This is a genomic window from Lysinibacillus sp. IITD104, from assembly GCF_036698265.2.
In the GTDB taxonomy this organism is placed as follows: Bacteria; Bacillota; Bacilli; order Bacillales_A; family Planococcaceae; genus Lysinibacillus; species Lysinibacillus boronitolerans.
Window position 1 is genome coordinate 2,252,625 of record NZ_JBAHYH020000001.1, and the last position, 18,123, is coordinate 2,270,747.

Annotated in this window: 17 protein-coding genes and 2 pseudogenes; 14 read left to right on the forward strand and 5 right to left on the reverse strand. The window is 35.5% G+C overall.

Annotated elements, in window-relative coordinates; translation table 11 throughout:
• The first annotated feature begins 307 nt into the window (after positions 1 to 307).
• The 9 genes and pseudogenes from V1L66_RS11435 to V1L66_RS11475 all read left to right on the forward strand — a co-directional run.
• On the forward strand, positions 308 to 844 hold the full coding sequence (locus V1L66_RS11435; protein WP_333004006.1) for a DinB family protein: 537 nt from the start codon (positions 308 to 310) through the stop codon (positions 842 to 844).
• 11 nt (positions 845 to 855) lie between these two features.
• Entirely contained in the window at positions 856 to 1,329 is a 474-nt protein-coding gene (locus tag V1L66_RS11440; RefSeq protein ID WP_333004007.1) for an EVE domain-containing protein, read from the forward strand.
• Positions 1,330 to 2,079: 750 nt separating this feature from the next.
• Entirely contained in the window at positions 2,080 to 2,520 is a 441-nt protein-coding gene (locus V1L66_RS11445) for an NUDIX domain-containing protein (RefSeq protein WP_333004008.1), read from the forward strand.
• A 346-nt stretch (positions 2,521 to 2,866) separates the two neighbouring features.
• A complete protein-coding gene (locus V1L66_RS11450; RefSeq protein WP_048395856.1) occupies positions 2,867 to 3,193 on the forward strand; it encodes a helix-turn-helix transcriptional regulator in 327 nt (108 codons plus the stop codon).
• On the forward strand, positions 3,186 to 4,244 hold the full coding sequence (arsB, locus tag V1L66_RS11455; RefSeq protein ID WP_333004010.1) for an ACR3 family arsenite efflux transporter: 1,059 nt from the start codon (positions 3,186 to 3,188) through the stop codon (positions 4,242 to 4,244). The genes V1L66_RS11450 and arsB overlap by 8 nt, the downstream gene beginning before the upstream one ends.
• A 12-nt stretch (positions 4,245 to 4,256) precedes the next feature.
• Positions 4,257 to 4,671 (forward strand): annotated as a pseudogene (gene arsC / locus V1L66_RS11460) (arsenate reductase (thioredoxin)).
• A gap of 46 nt (positions 4,672 to 4,717) precedes the next feature.
• A complete protein-coding gene (locus tag V1L66_RS11465) occupies positions 4,718 to 4,939 on the forward strand; it encodes a hypothetical protein (RefSeq protein ID WP_312752987.1) in 222 nt (73 codons plus the stop codon).
• A 96-nt stretch (positions 4,940 to 5,035) separates the two neighbouring features.
• Positions 5,036 to 6,388 carry an FAD-dependent oxidoreductase gene (locus tag V1L66_RS11470; protein ID WP_333004011.1) on the forward strand — a complete coding sequence of 451 codons (1,353 nt, stop codon included), beginning with the start codon at positions 5,036 to 5,038 and terminating at the stop codon, positions 6,386 to 6,388.
• Positions 6,389 to 7,015: 627 nt separating this feature from the next.
• Positions 7,016 to 7,264 (forward strand): annotated as a pseudogene (locus V1L66_RS11475) (nonribosomal peptide synthetase MxaA); the annotation flags it as partial.
• A gap of 439 nt (positions 7,265 to 7,703) precedes the next feature.
• Here the strand turns inward: V1L66_RS11475 and V1L66_RS11480 are convergent.
• A complete protein-coding gene (locus tag V1L66_RS11480; protein ID WP_333004012.1) occupies positions 7,704 to 8,024 on the reverse strand; it encodes a general stress protein in 321 nt (106 codons plus the stop codon).
• A gap of 392 nt (positions 8,025 to 8,416) precedes the next feature.
• Here V1L66_RS11480 and V1L66_RS11485 point away from each other — a divergent pair, with 392 nt between their 5' ends.
• On the forward strand, positions 8,417 to 9,175 hold the full coding sequence (locus V1L66_RS11485; RefSeq protein ID WP_333004013.1) for a hypothetical protein: 759 nt from the start codon (positions 8,417 to 8,419) through the stop codon (positions 9,173 to 9,175).
• Between the two features lie 107 nt (positions 9,176 to 9,282).
• Here V1L66_RS11485 and V1L66_RS11490 read toward each other — a convergent pair whose 3' ends face one another.
• Both V1L66_RS11490 and V1L66_RS11495 read right to left on the reverse strand, forming a co-directional pair.
• Positions 9,283 to 9,480 carry a hypothetical protein gene (locus V1L66_RS11490; protein WP_333004014.1) on the reverse strand — a complete coding sequence of 66 codons (198 nt, stop codon included), beginning with the start codon at positions 9,478 to 9,480 and terminating at the stop codon, positions 9,283 to 9,285.
• Positions 9,481 to 9,675: 195 nt separating this feature from the next.
• Positions 9,676 to 11,085: a VanZ family protein gene (locus V1L66_RS11495; RefSeq protein ID WP_333004015.1), complete on the reverse strand. Its 1,410-nt coding sequence runs from the start codon at positions 11,083 to 11,085 to the stop codon at positions 9,676 to 9,678.
• Between the two features lie 397 nt (positions 11,086 to 11,482).
• Here V1L66_RS11495 and V1L66_RS11500 point away from each other — a divergent pair, with 397 nt between their 5' ends.
• Positions 11,483 to 11,845 (forward strand): hypothetical protein, encoded by a 363-nt coding sequence (locus V1L66_RS11500; RefSeq protein ID WP_333004175.1) that lies wholly within the window; start codon positions 11,483 to 11,485, stop codon positions 11,843 to 11,845.
• Between the two features lie 216 nt (positions 11,846 to 12,061).
• On the opposite strand, the gene V1L66_RS11505 is transcribed toward V1L66_RS11500, so the two are convergent.
• Positions 12,062 to 12,571, reverse strand: a complete 510-nt coding sequence (locus tag V1L66_RS11505) for a DinB family protein (RefSeq protein ID WP_333004016.1) — start codon at positions 12,569 to 12,571, stop codon at positions 12,062 to 12,064.
• A gap of 342 nt (positions 12,572 to 12,913) precedes the next feature.
• On the opposite strand from V1L66_RS11505, the gene V1L66_RS11510 reads away from it, so the two are divergent.
• Both V1L66_RS11510 and V1L66_RS11515 read left to right on the forward strand, forming a co-directional pair.
• A complete protein-coding gene (locus tag V1L66_RS11510; protein ID WP_333004017.1) occupies positions 12,914 to 13,408 on the forward strand; it encodes a GNAT family N-acetyltransferase in 495 nt (164 codons plus the stop codon).
• A gap of 510 nt (positions 13,409 to 13,918) precedes the next feature.
• The gene (locus V1L66_RS11515) at positions 13,919 to 14,803 is read left to right on the forward strand and encodes a hypothetical protein (protein ID WP_036079173.1); all 885 of its coding nucleotides are present in this window, start codon (positions 13,919 to 13,921) and stop codon (positions 14,801 to 14,803) included.
• Positions 14,804 to 15,446: 643 nt separating this feature from the next.
• Here the strand turns inward: V1L66_RS11515 and V1L66_RS11520 are convergent.
• The gene (locus tag V1L66_RS11520; RefSeq protein ID WP_333004019.1) at positions 15,447 to 16,844 is read right to left on the reverse strand and encodes an MFS transporter; all 1,398 of its coding nucleotides are present in this window, start codon (positions 16,842 to 16,844) and stop codon (positions 15,447 to 15,449) included.
• A 117-nt stretch (positions 16,845 to 16,961) separates the two neighbouring features.
• Between V1L66_RS11520 and V1L66_RS11525 the strand changes: the two genes are divergently transcribed.
• On the forward strand, positions 16,962 to 17,849 hold the full coding sequence (locus tag V1L66_RS11525; RefSeq protein WP_333004020.1) for a LysR family transcriptional regulator: 888 nt from the start codon (positions 16,962 to 16,964) through the stop codon (positions 17,847 to 17,849).
• The last annotated feature ends 274 nt before the right edge of the window (positions 17,850 to 18,123 follow it).

Below are 18,123 nucleotides of genomic sequence, written 5' to 3' on the forward strand. Positions count from 1 at the left end.
GATGAATAAGGAATTCTTTATGTAGAAGTTGATTGGAACGAAGGGTGGCGACTCCTGCGGGAAAAGCGGGAAAGTCGAGATCCTGGACTGAGAGAAGCGAGGGAAGCAGCTCGACCCCGCCCGCGGAAAGCGTCCGCCCGTAGTGGAAATCAACGGCTTTACTTTATTTTATTGTAAAAGAAAAAAGACTGTAGGCAAACTCAAAATTTATTGAGTTTGTCTACAGTCTGACACTACTGACATACACCTGTCAGTAGTGTTTTTTTATACTGTGACTATACCAAGAAGAAGAGGAGCTGCTTGAAGGATGAAAAGTACAAAGGAAGTATTGACGTCATTTGAACTTACAGTAGAAAGATATTTGGCAGAACTGACAAAACTCAATATGGATAAATTACATAGAAAGCAAAGCGAAGAAGATTGGTCCATTGGACAGATGTATGTACATTTAATTCAATCAGCTTTCATGCATCTACATAATGTCGAGCAATGTTTAGGTGGTAGCGAATCGACATTGAACCCAGAGAAGGAAAAAACTGAGCAGGGCAAGTTTGTTTTTAAACTAGAACAATTTCCTGCTGTTCGTATTAATGTCCCTGCTTCGCCGATTTATACTCCGCAACCACCAGAGAGCATGGAGCATTTGGTAGAAGGCCTTCACAGTGTAGTGGAACGGATGAGGAATACGGAATCAGTTCTACTACAAGCGCCTGTAAGTAACAAGATCCTTCATCCGGCGTTCGGTGCTTTAAACGCGCAGGAATGGTTTATGTTGATTGAAATGCATTACAGACACCATTTTTTACAACTGGATCGGTTGAAAAGTTTAGTATTTGAAGAGTAGGGGGATGCATCATGTCGAATATAACAAGTCAGAAAAGCAGATATTGGATTGGCGTTGTATCCGCTTCTCATGTGAATTTAGCCATAGAAGGTGGTTTTGCACAGTTGTGTCACGGTAAGGCAGCACCTTTGCGTAAAATGTCTCCAGGTGATTGGCTGATATACTATTCCCCTCGCACAGACATGTCCAAAGGGAAGCCAGTTCAAGCATTTACTGCTATTGGTCAGGTTACGGATAACGGTGCTTACAAACATCAAGTGTCGGAGTCGTTTGTGCCATTTCGCAGAGATATGCGTTATATTCCTTGTCGAGAAGTTAAGATTGCATTGTTGTTAAACCAGCTCACTTTTACGCGTGGAAATCGCAATTGGGGATATCCATTTCGTCGAGGTCATTTTGAAATTGGAGCTGAAGATTTTATGACAATCGTTACTTCGATGTTAGATGGTGAGGAACAGGCGTTATCCGAGTTCCTAAAACACTGATTATAAGTTGTGAACAGTTTCACTTAAACGTTAGAGTGCTTTAGTTAGATAACAATCTTCAACAATTGGGCGCTATTGTTGAATAGCGTTCTGTTCTTCTGAATTCAAGAGTCGAGGATTGTTAAGTAAATAAGAACAAATTAAAAGCGGTCCTCCACAGATTAGTTTGTGGAAGGCCGCCTTTATTATAAAAACAGTCACCATTTATAATTGTTTACATCTTGGTTCACTTAACCATATAGATGTAAAATAAAAGATCTATTTAGCTTACGGAGCTTTCCGCAATGATTGCACGAATCAGAAATCAGAAAATTTAGGACTTCACCATACAACAAGCATTCCACCAATCCATGCACCAAAGATGTCGTTAATCAAAATGTTGAGCAAATGTGCTTTAATAATTTAATTGCGTCAAACGCCTTTTAGAGCAAACAAAATACAAGAGGGTTTGTTTATCATTTATTTACTAATACAAATGAAGTAGCTAATGACAATGAAATGCATAGCAATTTGTTCTTTCCCTTTCTTGTGGAATGTTGATGGTGGATTTTCATTTTAAAAATCTATTTTATTAGTTCAAATTAAAGTGCTGGAGTCGTGGTGGTAATAATTGGTGTGTGATATTATTAACAGAATATTGTGAATATTCTATAACCGGGCGCATTTCTGCAGAAAAAAATGCGTCTACGAAATAAAATGGGCCATGTGTTTATGGATAAAGTATAAATTTTAGATTTTAGGGGGTATTTTATGTTTGTAGTAAATGTAGAAGGGGCTATTCGTCGCAATGAGAAATGGCTTTTAATCCGCAGAAGTGAAAAGGAGGAGCATGCTGGTGGAGGTCTCTCATTAGTAGGAGGAAAGTGTGAAATTGAAGGTGATTCGTCTGATATTCTGGAAAGAACATTAAAACGAGAAGTTTTTGAAGAAGTAGGTAGCGAAATTACAGGCATTAAATATGTAAATAGCTCTTCCTTCGTGACAGAATCAGGGATAAATGTAATCGATATAGTTTTCCTATGTCATCATAAATCCGGAGAACCTTACGCTAAAAGTACTGAAGAAGTGGATGATGTTATTTGGATGACTACATCAGAGGTTCTTGCACATACGGAACTACCTTTATTTCTAAAAGAAAACATTAAACTTGCAGAGAAAATACTACAAGATAATATGCAGGTGAAATATTAGTTATACATTTTCCATAATAGGGCGCGATAGTGGAGTAACACATGTAGAAAACAATCAAACTTTTTTATAAAAACCTAACTTAAAACTGCTCAAGAGGTATCCCTTTTGATCAATCTTTTTCAAAAAGGGATTCTTCTTATTTAACTTGAAATAAAGGTTTGCGAGGCATTTTTGCTCAAACTTTATTTCAAAGCAACGTCAAATTGGATAAAAATCTGTTGCAATTCAAAACATTAAATCATAATATAAGAATATAGTTATATATGGATTAATTCACCTTTCTTTAACGAGGTGATTTTATTTAAAATAATATATAAGCAAATAATTATATAAGGAGTGCAGATAAATGGAAAATACACTAATTGAAAAACAACTAAAAGCAGCTGCAGATTTAAACCGCATTAAATTACTTGCATGCATGAAGAATGGGGAGGTATGTGTATGTGATTTTGTAGATGTTCTCGGAATATCGCAACCAGCTGTTAGTCAACATTTACGAAAATTAAAGGAGGCAGGCATTATTACGGAACGAAAAGTAGGGACTTGGAAACATTACCGTTTAGTAGAGGATCAAACTCCATTGATGAAGGGCATTTTAGAACAAATTCAGCCTTTAAAGGGTTGCAACTGTGGCACAGATTGTTGTCATGTAGGGGGAAATATAAATGAGTAATGATTCTTTAACCAAGCAGCTATCTTTTCTAGATCGTTACCTTACCTTATGGATATTTGTTGCGATGGGAATAGGTGTTTTATTAAGTTTGACAATGCCTAATATTGGAAAAGCATTAGAGGCCATGTCTATTGGCACAACCTCCATACCGATTGCTATCGGGTTAATTGTCATGATGTACCCACCATTAGCGAAAGTAAAGTATGAAGAAATGTGGCGTGTGTTTAAGGATTGGAAAGTGCTTTTACTTTCTCTTTTTCAAAACTGGTTACTCGGACCGTTCTTAATGTTCTTTTTAGCCATCATTTTCCTGCACGATTATCCAGAGTATATGGCTGGACTGATTATGATTGGTTTAGCTCGTTGTATTGCAATGGTCATTGTATGGAACGATTTAGCACGTGGAGACCGTGAATATGTAGCTGGTTTAGTAGCGTTTAACTCCATCTTTCAAATCGTGACTTATTCAATTTTTGCTTACTTTTTCTTAAATGTATTACCTGGTTGGTTTGGTTTAGAGAATTTCCATGTATCCATTTCTATGTGGGAGATTACTAAGAGCGTACTTATATACTTAGGTATCCCGTTTGCTGTAGGGTTCCTCACACGTTGGATAGGGATTAAAACAAAAGGGAAACAGTGGTATGAGGAAAAGTTCTTACCGAAGATTTCACCACTGACTCTAATTGCACTGTTGTTCACGATTGTGATGATGTTTGCTTTAAAGGGTGAGCAATTAGTAGAACTGCCACTTGATGTAGTGGGAATTGCTATTCCATTATTTATTTACTTTGTGATCATGTTTGCTGTGTCATTCTTCTCTTCCCATAAAGTTGGGGCATCTTATCCTGTCACAGCAGCTCTTTCTTTTACAGCTGCAAGTAACAATTTTGAGCTAGCGATTGCGGTTGCAGTGGGTGTGTTTGGCCTGCATAGTGGCGTGGCATTTGCTGCTGTTATTGGTCCACTTGTAGAAGTACCTGTTCTCATAGGACTTGTATGGGTTGCCCTACGTTGGCAGAAAAAATACTTTAAAACCATTAAATTATAAGGAGCAATTACTATGACAAATACACTTTATTTCCTATGTACAGGGAACTCATGCCGTAGTCAGATGGCTGAAGGATGGGCAAAGAAATTAACCTACCAATTGGACAGTTAAAAGTGCGGGTATTGAAGCACATGGTGTAAACCCGAATGCTATAAAAGCGATGGCCGAGGTAGGCATCGATATTTCGAATCATACATCAGATGTAATTGATACTGAGACATTAAACAGTGCAACGTTAGTTGTCACGTTATGTGGGGATGCAGCAGATAAATGCCCGATGACACCTCCTCACGTTCGTCGTGAGCATTGGGGATTTGAAGATCCTGCGAAAGCGACAGGTACAGATGAAGAAAAATGGATTGTATTCCAAACTGTACGTGATGCAATTGGAAAACGGATTGAACAATTTATAGCTGAGCAGCTGTAATACTTCTGTTAGCAATTATTCAATCTGTTGAATGGAGGATACGATAATGACAGTTAACCATGCTAGCGTATTAACTAAAGATTATTTTATCGCTTATTTAAAGTTAATTATGAATAGTAGAGAATACACATTGATACAGGCTAAAGAATTTGCTTTTGATTTCTTTTTTAAAGGAGATATGGATCGTTACGGCACTTCGACATGTTTGCAATTTGAAAAAGCTATAAAAGAAATTGATAAAACAATGTGTGAAATTGAAATTTTTTAATTACAAAGTTTACAACGTCTAGCTAACTGCTAGGCGTAAAAAATATATTTTATATAAGGGAATGCTTATATAAAGAAAATAGAGGAGAAATTAATGATGAAAACACTTAAAATAATCAACCAACATGAATCTTGTTGTACTACTAACGCTATTGAAGTCCAAGAGACTGTTAATAATTCCAATAAGAATTTACCGATTGTCATAATTGGTGCAGGTCCTATCGGGTTAGCTACTGCTGCTCATCTAGTAGAGCAGAACCAGTCATTTATTTTACTTGAGGCTGGCAATGAAATAGCACACAATATTCGTACTTGGGGTCATGTCACATTATTTTCTCCATGGCGTTATAACATCAATAAAGCTGCTAAATCATTATTAGAGGGGTCTGATTGGATAGAACCTAACTTAGAAACAATACCTACGGGGCATGAATTAATAGATCTTTATTTAAAACCTTTAGCAGAGTTAACACAAATAAAACCAAGTATCCGATTGAACTCAAAAGTAGTAGGTATATCAAGACAATTTAATGATAAAATGAAATCAAAAAATCGATTCAATCAGTCCTTTAATATATATGTTGAAAAAGAGGATGATATCGATATTATTGAGGCAAAAGCAGTTATTGATGCAACAGGAACATGGGGGAATCCAAACCCAGCAAATTCTACAGGTATTTGGCTGAAAAATGAAAAAGCATTAGCAGATCACATTAAGTATGGTATTCCAGATATAAATACGAACCCTAAGAGATATGCAAATAAGAAGGTTGCTGTCATTGGTGGTGGTCATTCAGCGATCAATACCTTATTAGCTTTGGCTGAATTACAAAAAGATAATCCTGCAACAAAGCTTGTGTGGATTATGCGTAAAAAATCTGTAGAAGAGGCCTATGGCGGGGAGGAAAAAGATGCGTTGGCAGCACGTGGCGCACTGGGTATTCGCATCCATGAGTTAGTAGATACAGGTAAGGTTGAAGTAATAACTCCTTTCTATATCTCACAGGTGAAGAAAGAAGAGAACATCCATATTGTTGGTACTATAAACGGAGAACAAAAAGTATTAACAGGATTTGAAGAGCTTATTGTCAATACAGGAAATCGACCAGACCTATCAATTAACAGCGAATTACGCCTTTCGATTGATTCAGCAACAGAAAGTGTGCAAGCATTAGCGCCCTTAATTGATCCTAATGAGCATAGTTGTGGCACAGTAAGGGAGCATGGAGAAGAAACACTACGACAACCAGAAAAGAACTTCTACATTGTCGGTGCAAAAAGTTATGGACGCGCACCTACATTCTTAATGGCCACAGGCTACGAACAGGTTCGTTCCATAACAGCTTATTTATCAGGAGATGAAGAAGCGTCGAAACGTGTGGAATTGGAATTACCAGAAACAGGGGTATGTAGTATTAATCTTGTTAATCAATCAAATACATGTTGTTAAAAATTCGACTGTTAGCGAAAGCTAGCAGTCCTTTTAAAAACTAAGAAGAGAAATGGGATGGACGCAAAGTTCTTGTCCATATAGAACAACAACTCATGGGTAGTTTACAAAGGATAAAAAATTGATATGGTGTGTTTCACCTTATCAACTTTTTATTATCATGAATTGATTTTGTAGATGGTTTAGTCAAATACGGATAGTATTATGAGTTATTTAATACATACAAATATTGTAGGAATAAGAAAAAGCTGAAGTCTATAGTTGTAGAAAATCAATGAGGTATTCATTCTGTATTATGTAAAATATTTTGTGCTGTGAGAGCGATCGAGACGGGTAAAGGTACGTGTTACTGAATCTCGATAGGTTTCATAACGTCAAGAGCAATATCTCTTCGGAACTTAACATTTTTTCTCATTATTTCGTTATGCTGAAAATAAAGACCACTAGAGAATAATGCTGTAGTTAGATTTCAAAAATATATGAACCTAGCGTTATAACACAAGTGAAGAATTGCAAGCCATCCCAAACAGTTTTGTGGTTCAGTTCAACTTTGTTCAAAATCAGATTAATTTTTAGCAGTAAAGTCCATTAAAGTTTAGCTTTTTTGATCAATTTTTTTATTAATTTGAAAAACTAAGTAAAAGTTTTACTTCTCCTAGAATTATAAATACTACGGTTCAGCTTAACAGTTTACTATCGAAAAACGTTCAAGGTGATTTCAATGAAGTAGCAAAGTTTAATCTTCACATTATTTGGGGGGATTCTGACAGAGGCTATTCTGCTCCTTCACATCTGGGTAAGGTTGATTTTGTTCCATATGGTCATCATTTTCCTCTTAACCATCCTAGTGAAACGGCTAATTTGGTAATAAAATAGTAGTACTAGCAGATGAGCGTGTGGAATATTTCATCATATTTACTTATATCGAGAAAAGCTCTAGACAGGAACAGCGCATGATATTGAATATTACAAAGTCCAATCATACATTTAATTATATGGATTGAATAATTATTTTCCCCGAAAAACTATTGGGTTTTAGGAGATAGAATCTTCTACTAATGATAAGTTAGTTAAAGAAGAGATGTGCTTATTATCTTCCACAATAGGGCGCGTTTATTTAGGAAGCGTTTTTTCCTTTTATAGGGCCTTATTGTTAAGAAGACTCTAAATTTCCTCGAACAGATCATTGACAATAAAAAAAGATGTTTTTTTATACTGAATTGGTTGAAAAGCTATCGAAATACAGAGTCCACGGAATACGAGAAGAACTTGTTAAAGTAAAAACAAACCCGGGATTGGGTTCCCGGGTTTGTTTTTACTTTTTGGCAACTATGACCAATTTACCTGTATCCAGTTCCTTTTCGAATTGTGCAGCTTCCGATTCACTTAATCCAACAGAAGCTAACTCATTGCGGAGTTCATCTCCACGGGAATTCACCAGATTCTTCATAGAAGTCAGGAACCCTTGCTCGCCAATACCAACTTCTTCTGTCCCGAGTGCTTCGTTAATATCCTCTTCACGTTCTTCATAGTGCGCAAAGATGTAAATGTTATCTCGAAGATATCCTTGGGCTTCTAATTTCTCCACTTCTTGTTTTGCCTGTACAACGTTTTCTACTGTCAATTTGACTGTCATTATTTATCCCTCCTAATATGTTCACATTCAATGTATTCCACTAAATTGAATGAATAAAACATCTTTTTAGTTTTTATGTAGGTTAGAGTGGCATTAACAACTAATGAACAACTCGAAAACATTGTATGTTGTTATACTATAATTGGGCGCTATTCTATTTAGGGATTGTACCTTATTCAAGAATAGGGCGCTTTCCTTTAATAAGGAACCACTATATCTTTTCTAGTTTATTTTTAGATAAAAGTAAACTAGCATAAACTAGTTTTTTTAGTTTAGAAGGGATAACTTGAATTAAAGTAGTGTGAAACGGTAAGGAAAATCTTAGCAACATATTAGTAGATTTTAGTATTTAACTAGTTGTATGCTAGATATTAGAGAGGGGGTGCAAAGATATGAAACTGATCCTTGCAATAGAAGTAGCAAATAATGACACTAATGCATCTGATACCTCAATGGACTTATCTTATGTGTGGAGTGAATCACTTAAAGATACAAAAGGTGAGTTGAGTTACAACCAGTCATTAGCGGTAGAAAGAGTATCATTAAGTGGTGTATTAGCAGGTAGGGATGAAAAAGCTCCGTTACCTCTTATTCACCTTAACTGGTACAAGGAAAAGAAAGCGAATGGCAAAACAAACAAAGAGTTAGTGGGTAGGCAACTTGCGTACCGCTTCTATGATAAGCGCAGCACTGATGTAAAAATATCAGGTTGGGGAGATTATTATTCCGTAGTAGATGGCCAATTAGAATTGCATGAACCCGCTAAACCACCGTTAACCTTAGTAGTTTTCATGTGGGTTCTGTTCTTATACACCGTAGTATTAATAGGTTTTAGATACTCAGAATATGGGAAAACAGAACTATTCAATAGTTTAGTGTATGTAAATAACTTCACGACGATCTTGTATCTGTTCTTACAAGCCATTTATTTTCTTTTTGCAAAAGAACACTATAATAAATCTGAAAAATACACACCAATGAAAGTCCTTATAAAGACAAGCATTCCAGTTATGGCATCTTCAATTTTGGGTGTTTTAAACAACCCACCTAAATTTGGTTTAACAATATATGCTTTATTTTGTGTGTTATTTGTATTAGGCGCGACAGTAGCAATACAAGCCTATAATGCAAAATATGAAAGAAAATCCTAAGTTTCTGGGCAAGGTTAGCTTATACTATCCTTGTTTTTTTGTGGTCTTTACTACGGATAAAAGGGGATAAAAAAAGAAGTAAGCATATGCCTACTTCATTAAGGTATTTATTTTTGTGTGGAAAATAACATTGCTAATGCCTCTTGTTCAGCTGAAATAATGACTTTTTCTTGTTCCTTTTTTACTTTCTCTATAGGAGAAATAGGGGGAGTATTGGTATTGTTACTTGATTGTGCTACCGTATCAACTAGCTCAGCCTTTGCTTCTTCTTGTGGTCTTTCTTGCTTAGAAGAAGGACCTTTCACTGGTGTAGAGCTAAAATCGAAGGAATGATGTAAGCTTCGAGATTATTCTTCAACAATCGGGCGCAATTCTAGAGTAGAGATTGCGCTTCTCCTTCAAGAATAGGGCCAGTTTAATTGAATAAGGGATGTTGAACAAAAAACCCGAATAGCTACACTTTTTTAGTGTTCACCATTTGGGCAAGTTCAGTTTTTTATTTACTGAATAGCTGAGATTAAAACTTCAATTATGTAGTCTGAATCATTTACATTGCATGTAAATACATATACGGGCTGATAATAACCTTTTGTATCATAAGTATATGTTAGACGAACATTCGTTATCGTTAATGTATCACCTTTTTGTAAAGGATTGTATGTGCTAAACTCTCCGTTTACCATTACATTATATGCTTGCTGTTGTGAAATTAATTGCTTTTTCGCAACCATTTCATTGTCACTGATGTCAAATAATATGTCGGGTACTTGCTGATTAAAAAGACTAATCATAACCAGACCTTTAGAGAAATCTTCACATGTGGATTGTAAATTCTCTGGTTCAGCTAAATCCCAACGAATTGTACGTTCATCTTGCTGCTGATAGATAGCGTTATTAGGTAATAATCCTTCACTTTTTAACCAATTTTCTAAAAGTTGCTTTTTCTGTTTAATATCAACTTTTAAGGGGTCATCATTTATATTATCGAATGATAAGGACCAAGAACCATTTGACATGAAATAAGTTAAATTATAGTTACTGCCTTCATCGTCTTGAAATGTAAATATACGATTATCCACTTCAATCCGTATGCCACCTTGTTGTTTCAAATTAAATTGTTTAGCAATGGATTGGGCAATTAATTTTCCTTTTTTTATATCATTCACATCTTTATTGTAATAAACACATGCGTTAGGTGATTTATTGGAAAGTTCAGTTTCCAGTTGCATCTGTATGTGTTCCATATTTTGTTTTTGTGCAGGTATGAATGGCAGATTCCCAAATTCTTGAGCGTTATATACCACATTTGCTACGCCAAATAACGTAATAAAAACTACTGGAATAGAAATAGCTTTCACAATCGGTATAAATGTTAATTTTCGTTGTTCGGTCCATAAAATGAATACCATCACGATAAAGTACCCTGCTAAACTCCCAATGGTATTATGCAAAAGGTCGTCTAATTCAAAAATCCCTTTACCTGTAATCAATTGGGAAATTTCAATACAAGACGTGAAAGCAATTGATATGATGAGTACACGCCAAAATGATTTGTTTTTATGATGAATCAACGGTAATAGTACGCCTAACGGTACAAACATTAACATATTAAAGATGATTAATTGATATTCAGTCAGTGACCACTTGTTCCATGCATTTACATAACTAGTGAATAGACTGAAATTAATCTGATCTGTATAATTTGCCCCTCTACTGAGAGTAGTGATTCCAAATACTACAATGAACCAACAAATAAGTAAAGTGATGAGAACAAATTTAGAAAGACGTATTGGATATTTCCCCTGATAAAATTTTCTATATATAAAGTATCCAATTATCAAGATTGTGATGATAAAAATAGAATATTTTACATACGGTAAAAGACCCGATACTATACTAATCAAATCCATTGTAACGTAACCTCCTTAATAATTTGCCTTGTTCATTGTAGCAAGAAAATCTTAAGGTTCTTTAAGTATAAAACTTAAGATTTTATGAAGTATGTAAGTATGTTTAGTTATTAAGTATTTAATAATGTTTTCAATAAGAAGGTTGTTATTCGGCTAACGGGTGCTTATCTTCAATAAGGTACTCAACAATAGGGCGCTTTCCTGGAAATATGGAAAGTGCCTTTTAGATTAATTAGAGTTCAAAACTATCACTATTTTTTAGGTTGTTGAATATCCTTGTATGAAAAAATCTTTCATTGAACATAATAAAATTTAGAATTAATAGATTTATAGATGGGAGAGTGAAAGACACAGGTTATTATCCGAAGCATGGAAAAGGTAACAACAGGATAAAAAAATCGAGGGATATTCATCGCTTACATTAAAAACATATTGTTTTCAATACAATCTATTATTACGATTATTTGGTGATATTGATATGAACGAATTTAATACAGATAGATTAAAAGAATATTTAATACGATCAGGAGACCACTTAAAGCCTTCCAGTTTAGGACATAGGATTCGTTGTGTTAAATCATTATTTAGGTGGTCACATGAAGAAGGTTATACTCTAAAAAATCCTGTAGCTAAGATTAATAACGGTGCGCCAATTGATGTCATTCAAAGTTTACTAGGTCATGAAAAGAGTGAGACTACAAAGATGTACGCTCAGCTAAGCGGAAAGCTAAGACAGGATTTATACAGTAAATACTTTTAAAAAACTTTCATTCAATTAAGACACTCATGTAGAAATGGGTTTTTTTTGTTATAGGGCCATATAATTGAATAAGAAATTAAATAAAATAAGAAACTTATAAATAGAGATAACGTCAGGAAAATGCGGATTTATAACGCTAAGGAAGTTCCACTATTAAAAAACCTAATTTCTCAGTATTAAATGAGAAATTAAGTTTTTTCATTAATAGAAAGAGACTTATAAGTATTTATCACTAATCACTTTCATATGGTGTAACTCGTGCCCGGCAATGCCATATGCAATGGTACCTACCGAAACGGGGCTGTTCATTACAGTTCCATTACGAACCCACGCAGCTTCATCAATAGTTGAAATCAGGCTTAACGTGTTGGAGCGTACCGTATCTAAACCAGCTAGTAATTGTTCCCAAGATAATTTGTTGAAGTTTGCCGCAGAAACGTATTGATCCTGATCCAGTGCTGGGAGTGGTGCACTTTCATTTCGTGCAATGGCAAGCATTCGATACGACATCACACGTTCCGAGTCGGTCATATGCCCAATCACTTCTTTTAAAGTCCATTTCCCTGGTGCGTACGTCTTCCTTGCTAACTCCTCTGATACGCTGCCTAAGAGGGTAAGGGTATTAGTTCGTTGCTTACTCAGTATTTCTTCAATATCTCCATCTGGCACAAGACTAACATACCTATCATGCTCTGGATTTTCAATAAATAATGGTCGTGGACGCACAAAAATCCTCCTCATCGGAATAGTTAATTATGGTTGTAGGGTAATATTCTACTTTCAAGAGGATATTTCCTTTATTTAATATTTATTTTCACTATTTCGAAAACATATTCAACAATCGGGCGCGATTCTGTAATAAAAATCGGCGCTTGGTTTCATTAAAGGGCCATTTAATTAAATTACACTTCTAAATTTTAAATGGTGTTTTGTGTTAATTTCTATGTGGAGTTTTTTAAAAAAATGTACTTAAGATAATGGAGCAGTTTAGCTTTAGAAGAATAGAGGTTTTGATAAACTTAATGTCGAAAAGAATGTATAATCGCTTAAAACAAAAGGAGAGGTTCTTTGAAAAAAATTAGGGAAGCAACAAAAGAGGATATGATAGAAATTTACAAGATGGGCTATGATGTTTGGGGAGATAATATGCCATATGAAGAATATATAACTTTGTGCCAGGCTTCCAATAAGTATAAAAAGGGAAAGTGGTACGTTCTTGAAGCAACAGATACAAAGCAACTATTAAGCTCCCTCATCGTATATGAACTAAATCTTTCTGAAGACCAAATTGTAAAAGGGCTTGGTTCAATCGCTACTCCCTTATTATTAAGAAAAAAAGGATACGCTTCTTTATTGGTCAAAGAAATGATAAATAAACTAGAACTGGAAGAAAACTGTAACAACTTTTTCCTTTATAGTGATATTGGGATAGAATTTTATAAAGGATTAGGCTTTATTGAACTACCTAATGATTGTCAAAAATATAAAGACAGTGTTTGTATGTATTACTCAAAAGAAAATGAGATTGACTCTATATCACTACATATCCCCGATTACTTTTAAAGCACATCCTTATTAAAGTAACGGAGGCTTTAGTTCAATAACGGTCTTCAACAATCTGGTGCAATTCGGTCCTGCACCCCAAAAGTTAGAGTGAAAAACTAACTTTTGGGATGATTTATATGACTAAATATAGTGAAGAATTTAAATTGATGGTGGTTCAAGAATATTTAAGTGGCTCTATCGAATTACTCGAAAAGGAAAAAAGGAATAACAACCTACAATATCATAAAGTAAGAGCTATCTTCAGTAGCCACTGAGGTATAAATTGAAATTAGTAGCGCAAAGATCAACAGTAAAACAATTTAGTTTGGAACATATTGTTTACCTTTTAGAGAACTAAATTTAAGGCGAAAGAGCATTTTTATATTAACAAGATTTAATTACTGAGAAAGTTGAAATGACTTATGTCAAATAGTTATAGAGTGGCAAAATAGATTTTTAAATCCATGTGTCGAAAACTCGGTCACAGAACACCGAAAAATTTATGTAAAATTGAATAAAGGAGAATATATGCTGTTATTTAGAATAGAAGATAGTGAAAATATTGATGGTAATCATAGAAGATACCAAATTCCTAAAAAAGAACGGCCTGTAATTAGATTAAGTCAGCTTGATGATTATATTGCAACAGAAATTCGAAAAGAGGTTAACAATTGTAATGATAGACGTTTATTGAGTTATTCAAAGTCATTAGGTGTTTGTCTACTTAAATATAACAAATATACGGACAATGAACTCCATATTAAAATATTAAAAAACCCTTATATCTTAAATGCAGTTAAGTATAAAATAGCCAAAACCAAAGAGAAAAAGTGTATAATCTTTGATTTAAAAGAAAAAAATACATTTAACGAAGATAAAAAAATCAGGATTGACAATTTTGTGCTTGATATCTCTGACAATAAAATTTTGAACGAATATTTAAAGGACAGAACACAAAAAGGTTTAAAAAAAGTTGCATCACCCGAAAAAGACCATGAAGTTGTGGTTATGAGATCACCCAATGATTTGATAATAATAGATTATTTGGAGTCTGTATATCTTTTATATGCTTTATATTTAAAGTATGGTATGAATCAACATATATTCTGTAGCCTTCTAGAACAAATAGAGTCATTAGAAGATTTCCGTTTTGCAAATAGTAAAAAATCCGAAAGAGAAAGTTTAAAAATAATTGTAATGTATCTTTATCATCTTGGTAAAGAAGAGAAAGAAATGAGTTATAAAATATTACAGGATAGTAAGAACTCAGATGAAATTTATTTTTTCTATAATCCGATCGTTCAGTTACACGATATACTAAATAATGGTTTTGATTATGCGTATAGTTTGGCTGAATATAATTCAAATGTAATTTCCGATTATATATGGAAATTGTATGGCTATTTTAGATAATAAAGTTAAACTTGATGAAGTGACTCATTGTAATGAAGCAATTAATAGAGGCTGGGACAAGAAAATTCCAGCCTCTAGATAAAAGCGAACGATTGTATTATGGGGTGTTGACGTATCCAAGCCCTCCTCCTCGCCAATAATTTTAGTTTACATAATATAAATTATAGGAAGTTATGTTTCATTAAAAAGTATACTAATAATAGTGAGACGGAATGGATGTAAAATGTAAAAGCACACTGCAACGTACTTATTCCTTGTTTCAACCTTTTTGATCAACATCCATGTCTTCCCATAATGCCTCGATCACATACTATGCTCACATACATTGCTGAGCGCATGTTCCCTTAGCAGTACGTTCATAGACGAAGACGGTTCAACTGCCGACACCTGTCTAGAACCTTCGCTCCCTAAACGGACACTGATCTGTTTAAGCCATTAAATAACTTGCTACGTCCGTTTTTGACCTGCAATTCCAAGGGTATTCGCGGCGAAAGTTTGCGCTCTTGAATTCCACTTCTGGTTGACTTTTTCACCTTGGGGTTGTTTATCCTTTTGCATTTCCTGCCAAGCTTGATCCCATTAGGACCATTCCTTGATTTTAACAGTTGTCATAAATTAAAAACTCCTATTTTTATTTTTTGTTTTAATTGCTTGTACTCGGTTCATCCAATTGCTCAGAATATCTGAGTCGCAGACTTATAAATACTAAGACCAATGCAATGACCGTTAGGAAAACTCCCAGCAATCGGAATCCTGTAAAGTTGAACGCACCTCCCATAATGATACCTGTCAACAGTGAAGATAAAATTGTTCCCAAGTATCTCGATGTATTAAATAGGCCAGATGCTACACCAGCAATTTCTTTTGGAGAGCTTTTAAACAGAGCTGCCTGCATACTAACAGCGTTTAGCCCGTTGCTAAAACCGAATGTGGCTAACGCCAGGCACACACTGATGACTGGTGAACTTTGCGTCCATGTCACGATCCACACTGCCCCTACTACCATCAGTAATGAGGATACAATCAATGCAGGTCTGGGTCCCGATTTACCGACCCATTTCCCTGCTATTGGTGAAGCGACAATCGAGCTCAAGCCCAAGGTTAACATAAGAATCCCTGTCTGGAATTCACTGACATGCCGCACCATTTGCAGGTATGATGGAATCCCAAAAAAGAGTGAATAATAAAGTAAGTTAACTAGCAAGTATTGTATATTGGCCCATGTCATCCCTGGATATTTGGCGAAGGTGCGTAAAGGAATAAATGGCGACACTGTTTTTAGCTCATGTCGTACGAATATTCCCAACGCAACGAGCCCGGTTAGCACAACAATGATATTCCACATAGAGAAATGCCCAGATGATTTCGCTGACAGCAAGCCAACTAGAAAGGCAATCAGCCCCACCGCAAAGAGCAGAATTCCTGGCACATCAATCACACCCAGTAATTTTCGAAACGACATGTCACGTGAAACCGTTGCTGCTGATCCATCATTAGGAATCATTTTCCAAGCTAATATAAAGCTCGCCACTACAAACGGGATATTGACGAGGAAGATCGCTGGCCAATCCCACCATTGAATAAGTACTCCTCCGGCAAAAGGTCCTATAGCTGCCGCACCGGATAGGAAAATCGATAAACCTGCTAAAGCATCTGCTTGCTTTTCTGTAATATGAATGCGTACTATAGCTGCTCCAACTGCAATCAGCATACTAGTTCCGATTGATTGTACGATTCTGGACACTATAAGCCATCCGAAGTTTGGAGAAAATGGAGCCAGAATAGAAGAAACTAAAGATACAACAAGACCCGCAAGAAATATCTTCCTCCGACCGAATACATCACTAGCCTTCCCCATTACAGGTTGGGCGATAGCACTAGCGATATAAAATGAAAACACAATCCAAGAAACAGCAGTAAAATCAATGCTATACACATGTTGCAACCTAGCAATAGCAACAGAAATCATTGATGAATTTAAAGGGTTTAATAATATTCCTAGTCCAACGGATATCATTAACCACCTGCTACGAGAATTCATATTTTACCCCCCTTTATATTTGTTCCATTGATATCTTACTTGAAATTTTACATTCATTCCAACGCATTTAAAGTTATGATATCATTGACCAAAAGGAATGATTGGAGAGAAAAAGAAATGGAACTTCTTCAACTACAATATTTTCTAGAGGTAGCTCGATTAGAGCATGTAACCGAAGCTGCACGAAGTCTCCACGTAACGCAATCGTCGCTAAGCAAAACGATACAGCGTCTGGAAGAAGATTTAGGGGTACCTTTATTTGATCGCACAGGCAGGAAACTGCGATTAAATGAATTTGGCAACAAATTCATCCGTCGCGCGGAAAGGGCTTTGTTCGAGTTGGAACAGGGAAAGCAGGAGATTAGCGATTTGTCCAGAGCGGAATCTGGCACACTAAAGCTTGCGGTAACCACTGCAAGCACTTTGCCCCAGATTATGCGAGAGTTTCGTAAAAAACGTCCTAATATCCAATTTCATGTGCAAATGCTGACCACGCTGGAAATGGTCACGCTTTTGCATCGAGGCGAAGTCGATTTTTGCTTGTCGTCCTCTCCTTTTCAAGGGGAAGACATCGAATGTCAAGTTGTCTATGTTGATCCCATTCTTGTTGCAGTTCCTAATGGGCATCGGCTGGCAGACCGAGGTAGCGTATGTTTAACAGAACTTAAGGATGAATGCTTTGTCGGTGTGAAAAGAGGATACGGCACTCGTGATTTAGTAGACGCTGTATGCAAATCGGCTGGAATTGACCTTCAATATGTGTATGAGGGCGATGAACCTACACGTTTGATCACTCTTGTAGAAGCTGAAATTGGACTTGCCTTCATACCAAGCACAGCAAAAATATCATGGGAAAAGATTAAATATTTGCAAGTTGAGAATCATGAACTTGTACGTGATATCGCTTTATTATGGCATAAAAGTCGATACATGACGCAAGCTTCATTGGAATTCCGCAAGGTAGTTCTAGACTATTTTGAGGCAATATCGAACCCGTCCAATTAATCTTATGGCATGACTCGTACCGATTTGATGAGGTTATGGAATAGCCTACTATTAAATAGAGTATGATAACTTCTAACGAATAACGTGCATGGTGTATTTATTAGTTAGAAGTTTTTTATGTCCTGACGTTACTCCACAATTGGCCCAATTGTGGAATGAAAAAATTTAATATTTGTTAGAAAAACTTATTGTGAATAAACATATAAAGTATTAATTATTTTTCTCAATTGCAATATCCAATAAGAGGACAAATGAACATAAGCTTTTATTTACG

Bases quoted from the DNA above. Each gene is read 5' to 3' on its own strand.
- V1L66_RS11525 (WP_333004020.1), top strand. From the start codon at position 16,962: ATGGAACTTCTTCAACTACAATATTTTCTAGAGGTAGCTCGATTAGAG.
- V1L66_RS11480 (WP_333004012.1), bottom strand. From the start codon at position 8,024: ATGACAGTCAAATTGACAGTAGAAAACGTTGTACAGGCAAAACAAGAA.
- V1L66_RS11470 (WP_333004011.1), top strand. From the start codon at position 5,036: ATGAAAACACTTAAAATAATCAACCAACATGAATCTTGTTGTACTACT.
- V1L66_RS11440 (WP_333004007.1), top strand. From the start codon at position 856: ATGTCGAATATAACAAGTCAGAAAAGCAGATATTGGATTGGCGTTGTA.
- arsB (WP_333004010.1), top strand. From the start codon at position 3,186: ATGAGTAATGATTCTTTAACCAAGCAGCTATCTTTTCTAGATCGTTAC.
- V1L66_RS11520 (WP_333004019.1), bottom strand. From the start codon at position 16,844: ATGAATTCTCGTAGCAGGTGGTTAATGATATCCGTTGGACTAGGAATA.
- V1L66_RS11465 (WP_312752987.1), top strand. From the start codon at position 4,718: ATGACAGTTAACCATGCTAGCGTATTAACTAAAGATTATTTTATCGCT.
- V1L66_RS11515 (WP_036079173.1), top strand. From the start codon at position 13,919: ATGCTGTTATTTAGAATAGAAGATAGTGAAAATATTGATGGTAATCAT.
- V1L66_RS11450 (WP_048395856.1), top strand. From the start codon at position 2,867: ATGGAAAATACACTAATTGAAAAACAACTAAAAGCAGCTGCAGATTTA.
- V1L66_RS11445 (WP_333004008.1), top strand. From the start codon at position 2,080: ATGTTTGTAGTAAATGTAGAAGGGGCTATTCGTCGCAATGAGAAATGG.
- V1L66_RS11485 (WP_333004013.1), top strand. From the start codon at position 8,417: ATGAAACTGATCCTTGCAATAGAAGTAGCAAATAATGACACTAATGCA.
- V1L66_RS11495 (WP_333004015.1), bottom strand. From the start codon at position 11,085: ATGGATTTGATTAGTATAGTATCGGGTCTTTTACCGTATGTAAAATAT.
- V1L66_RS11435 (WP_333004006.1), top strand. From the start codon at position 308: ATGAAAAGTACAAAGGAAGTATTGACGTCATTTGAACTTACAGTAGAA.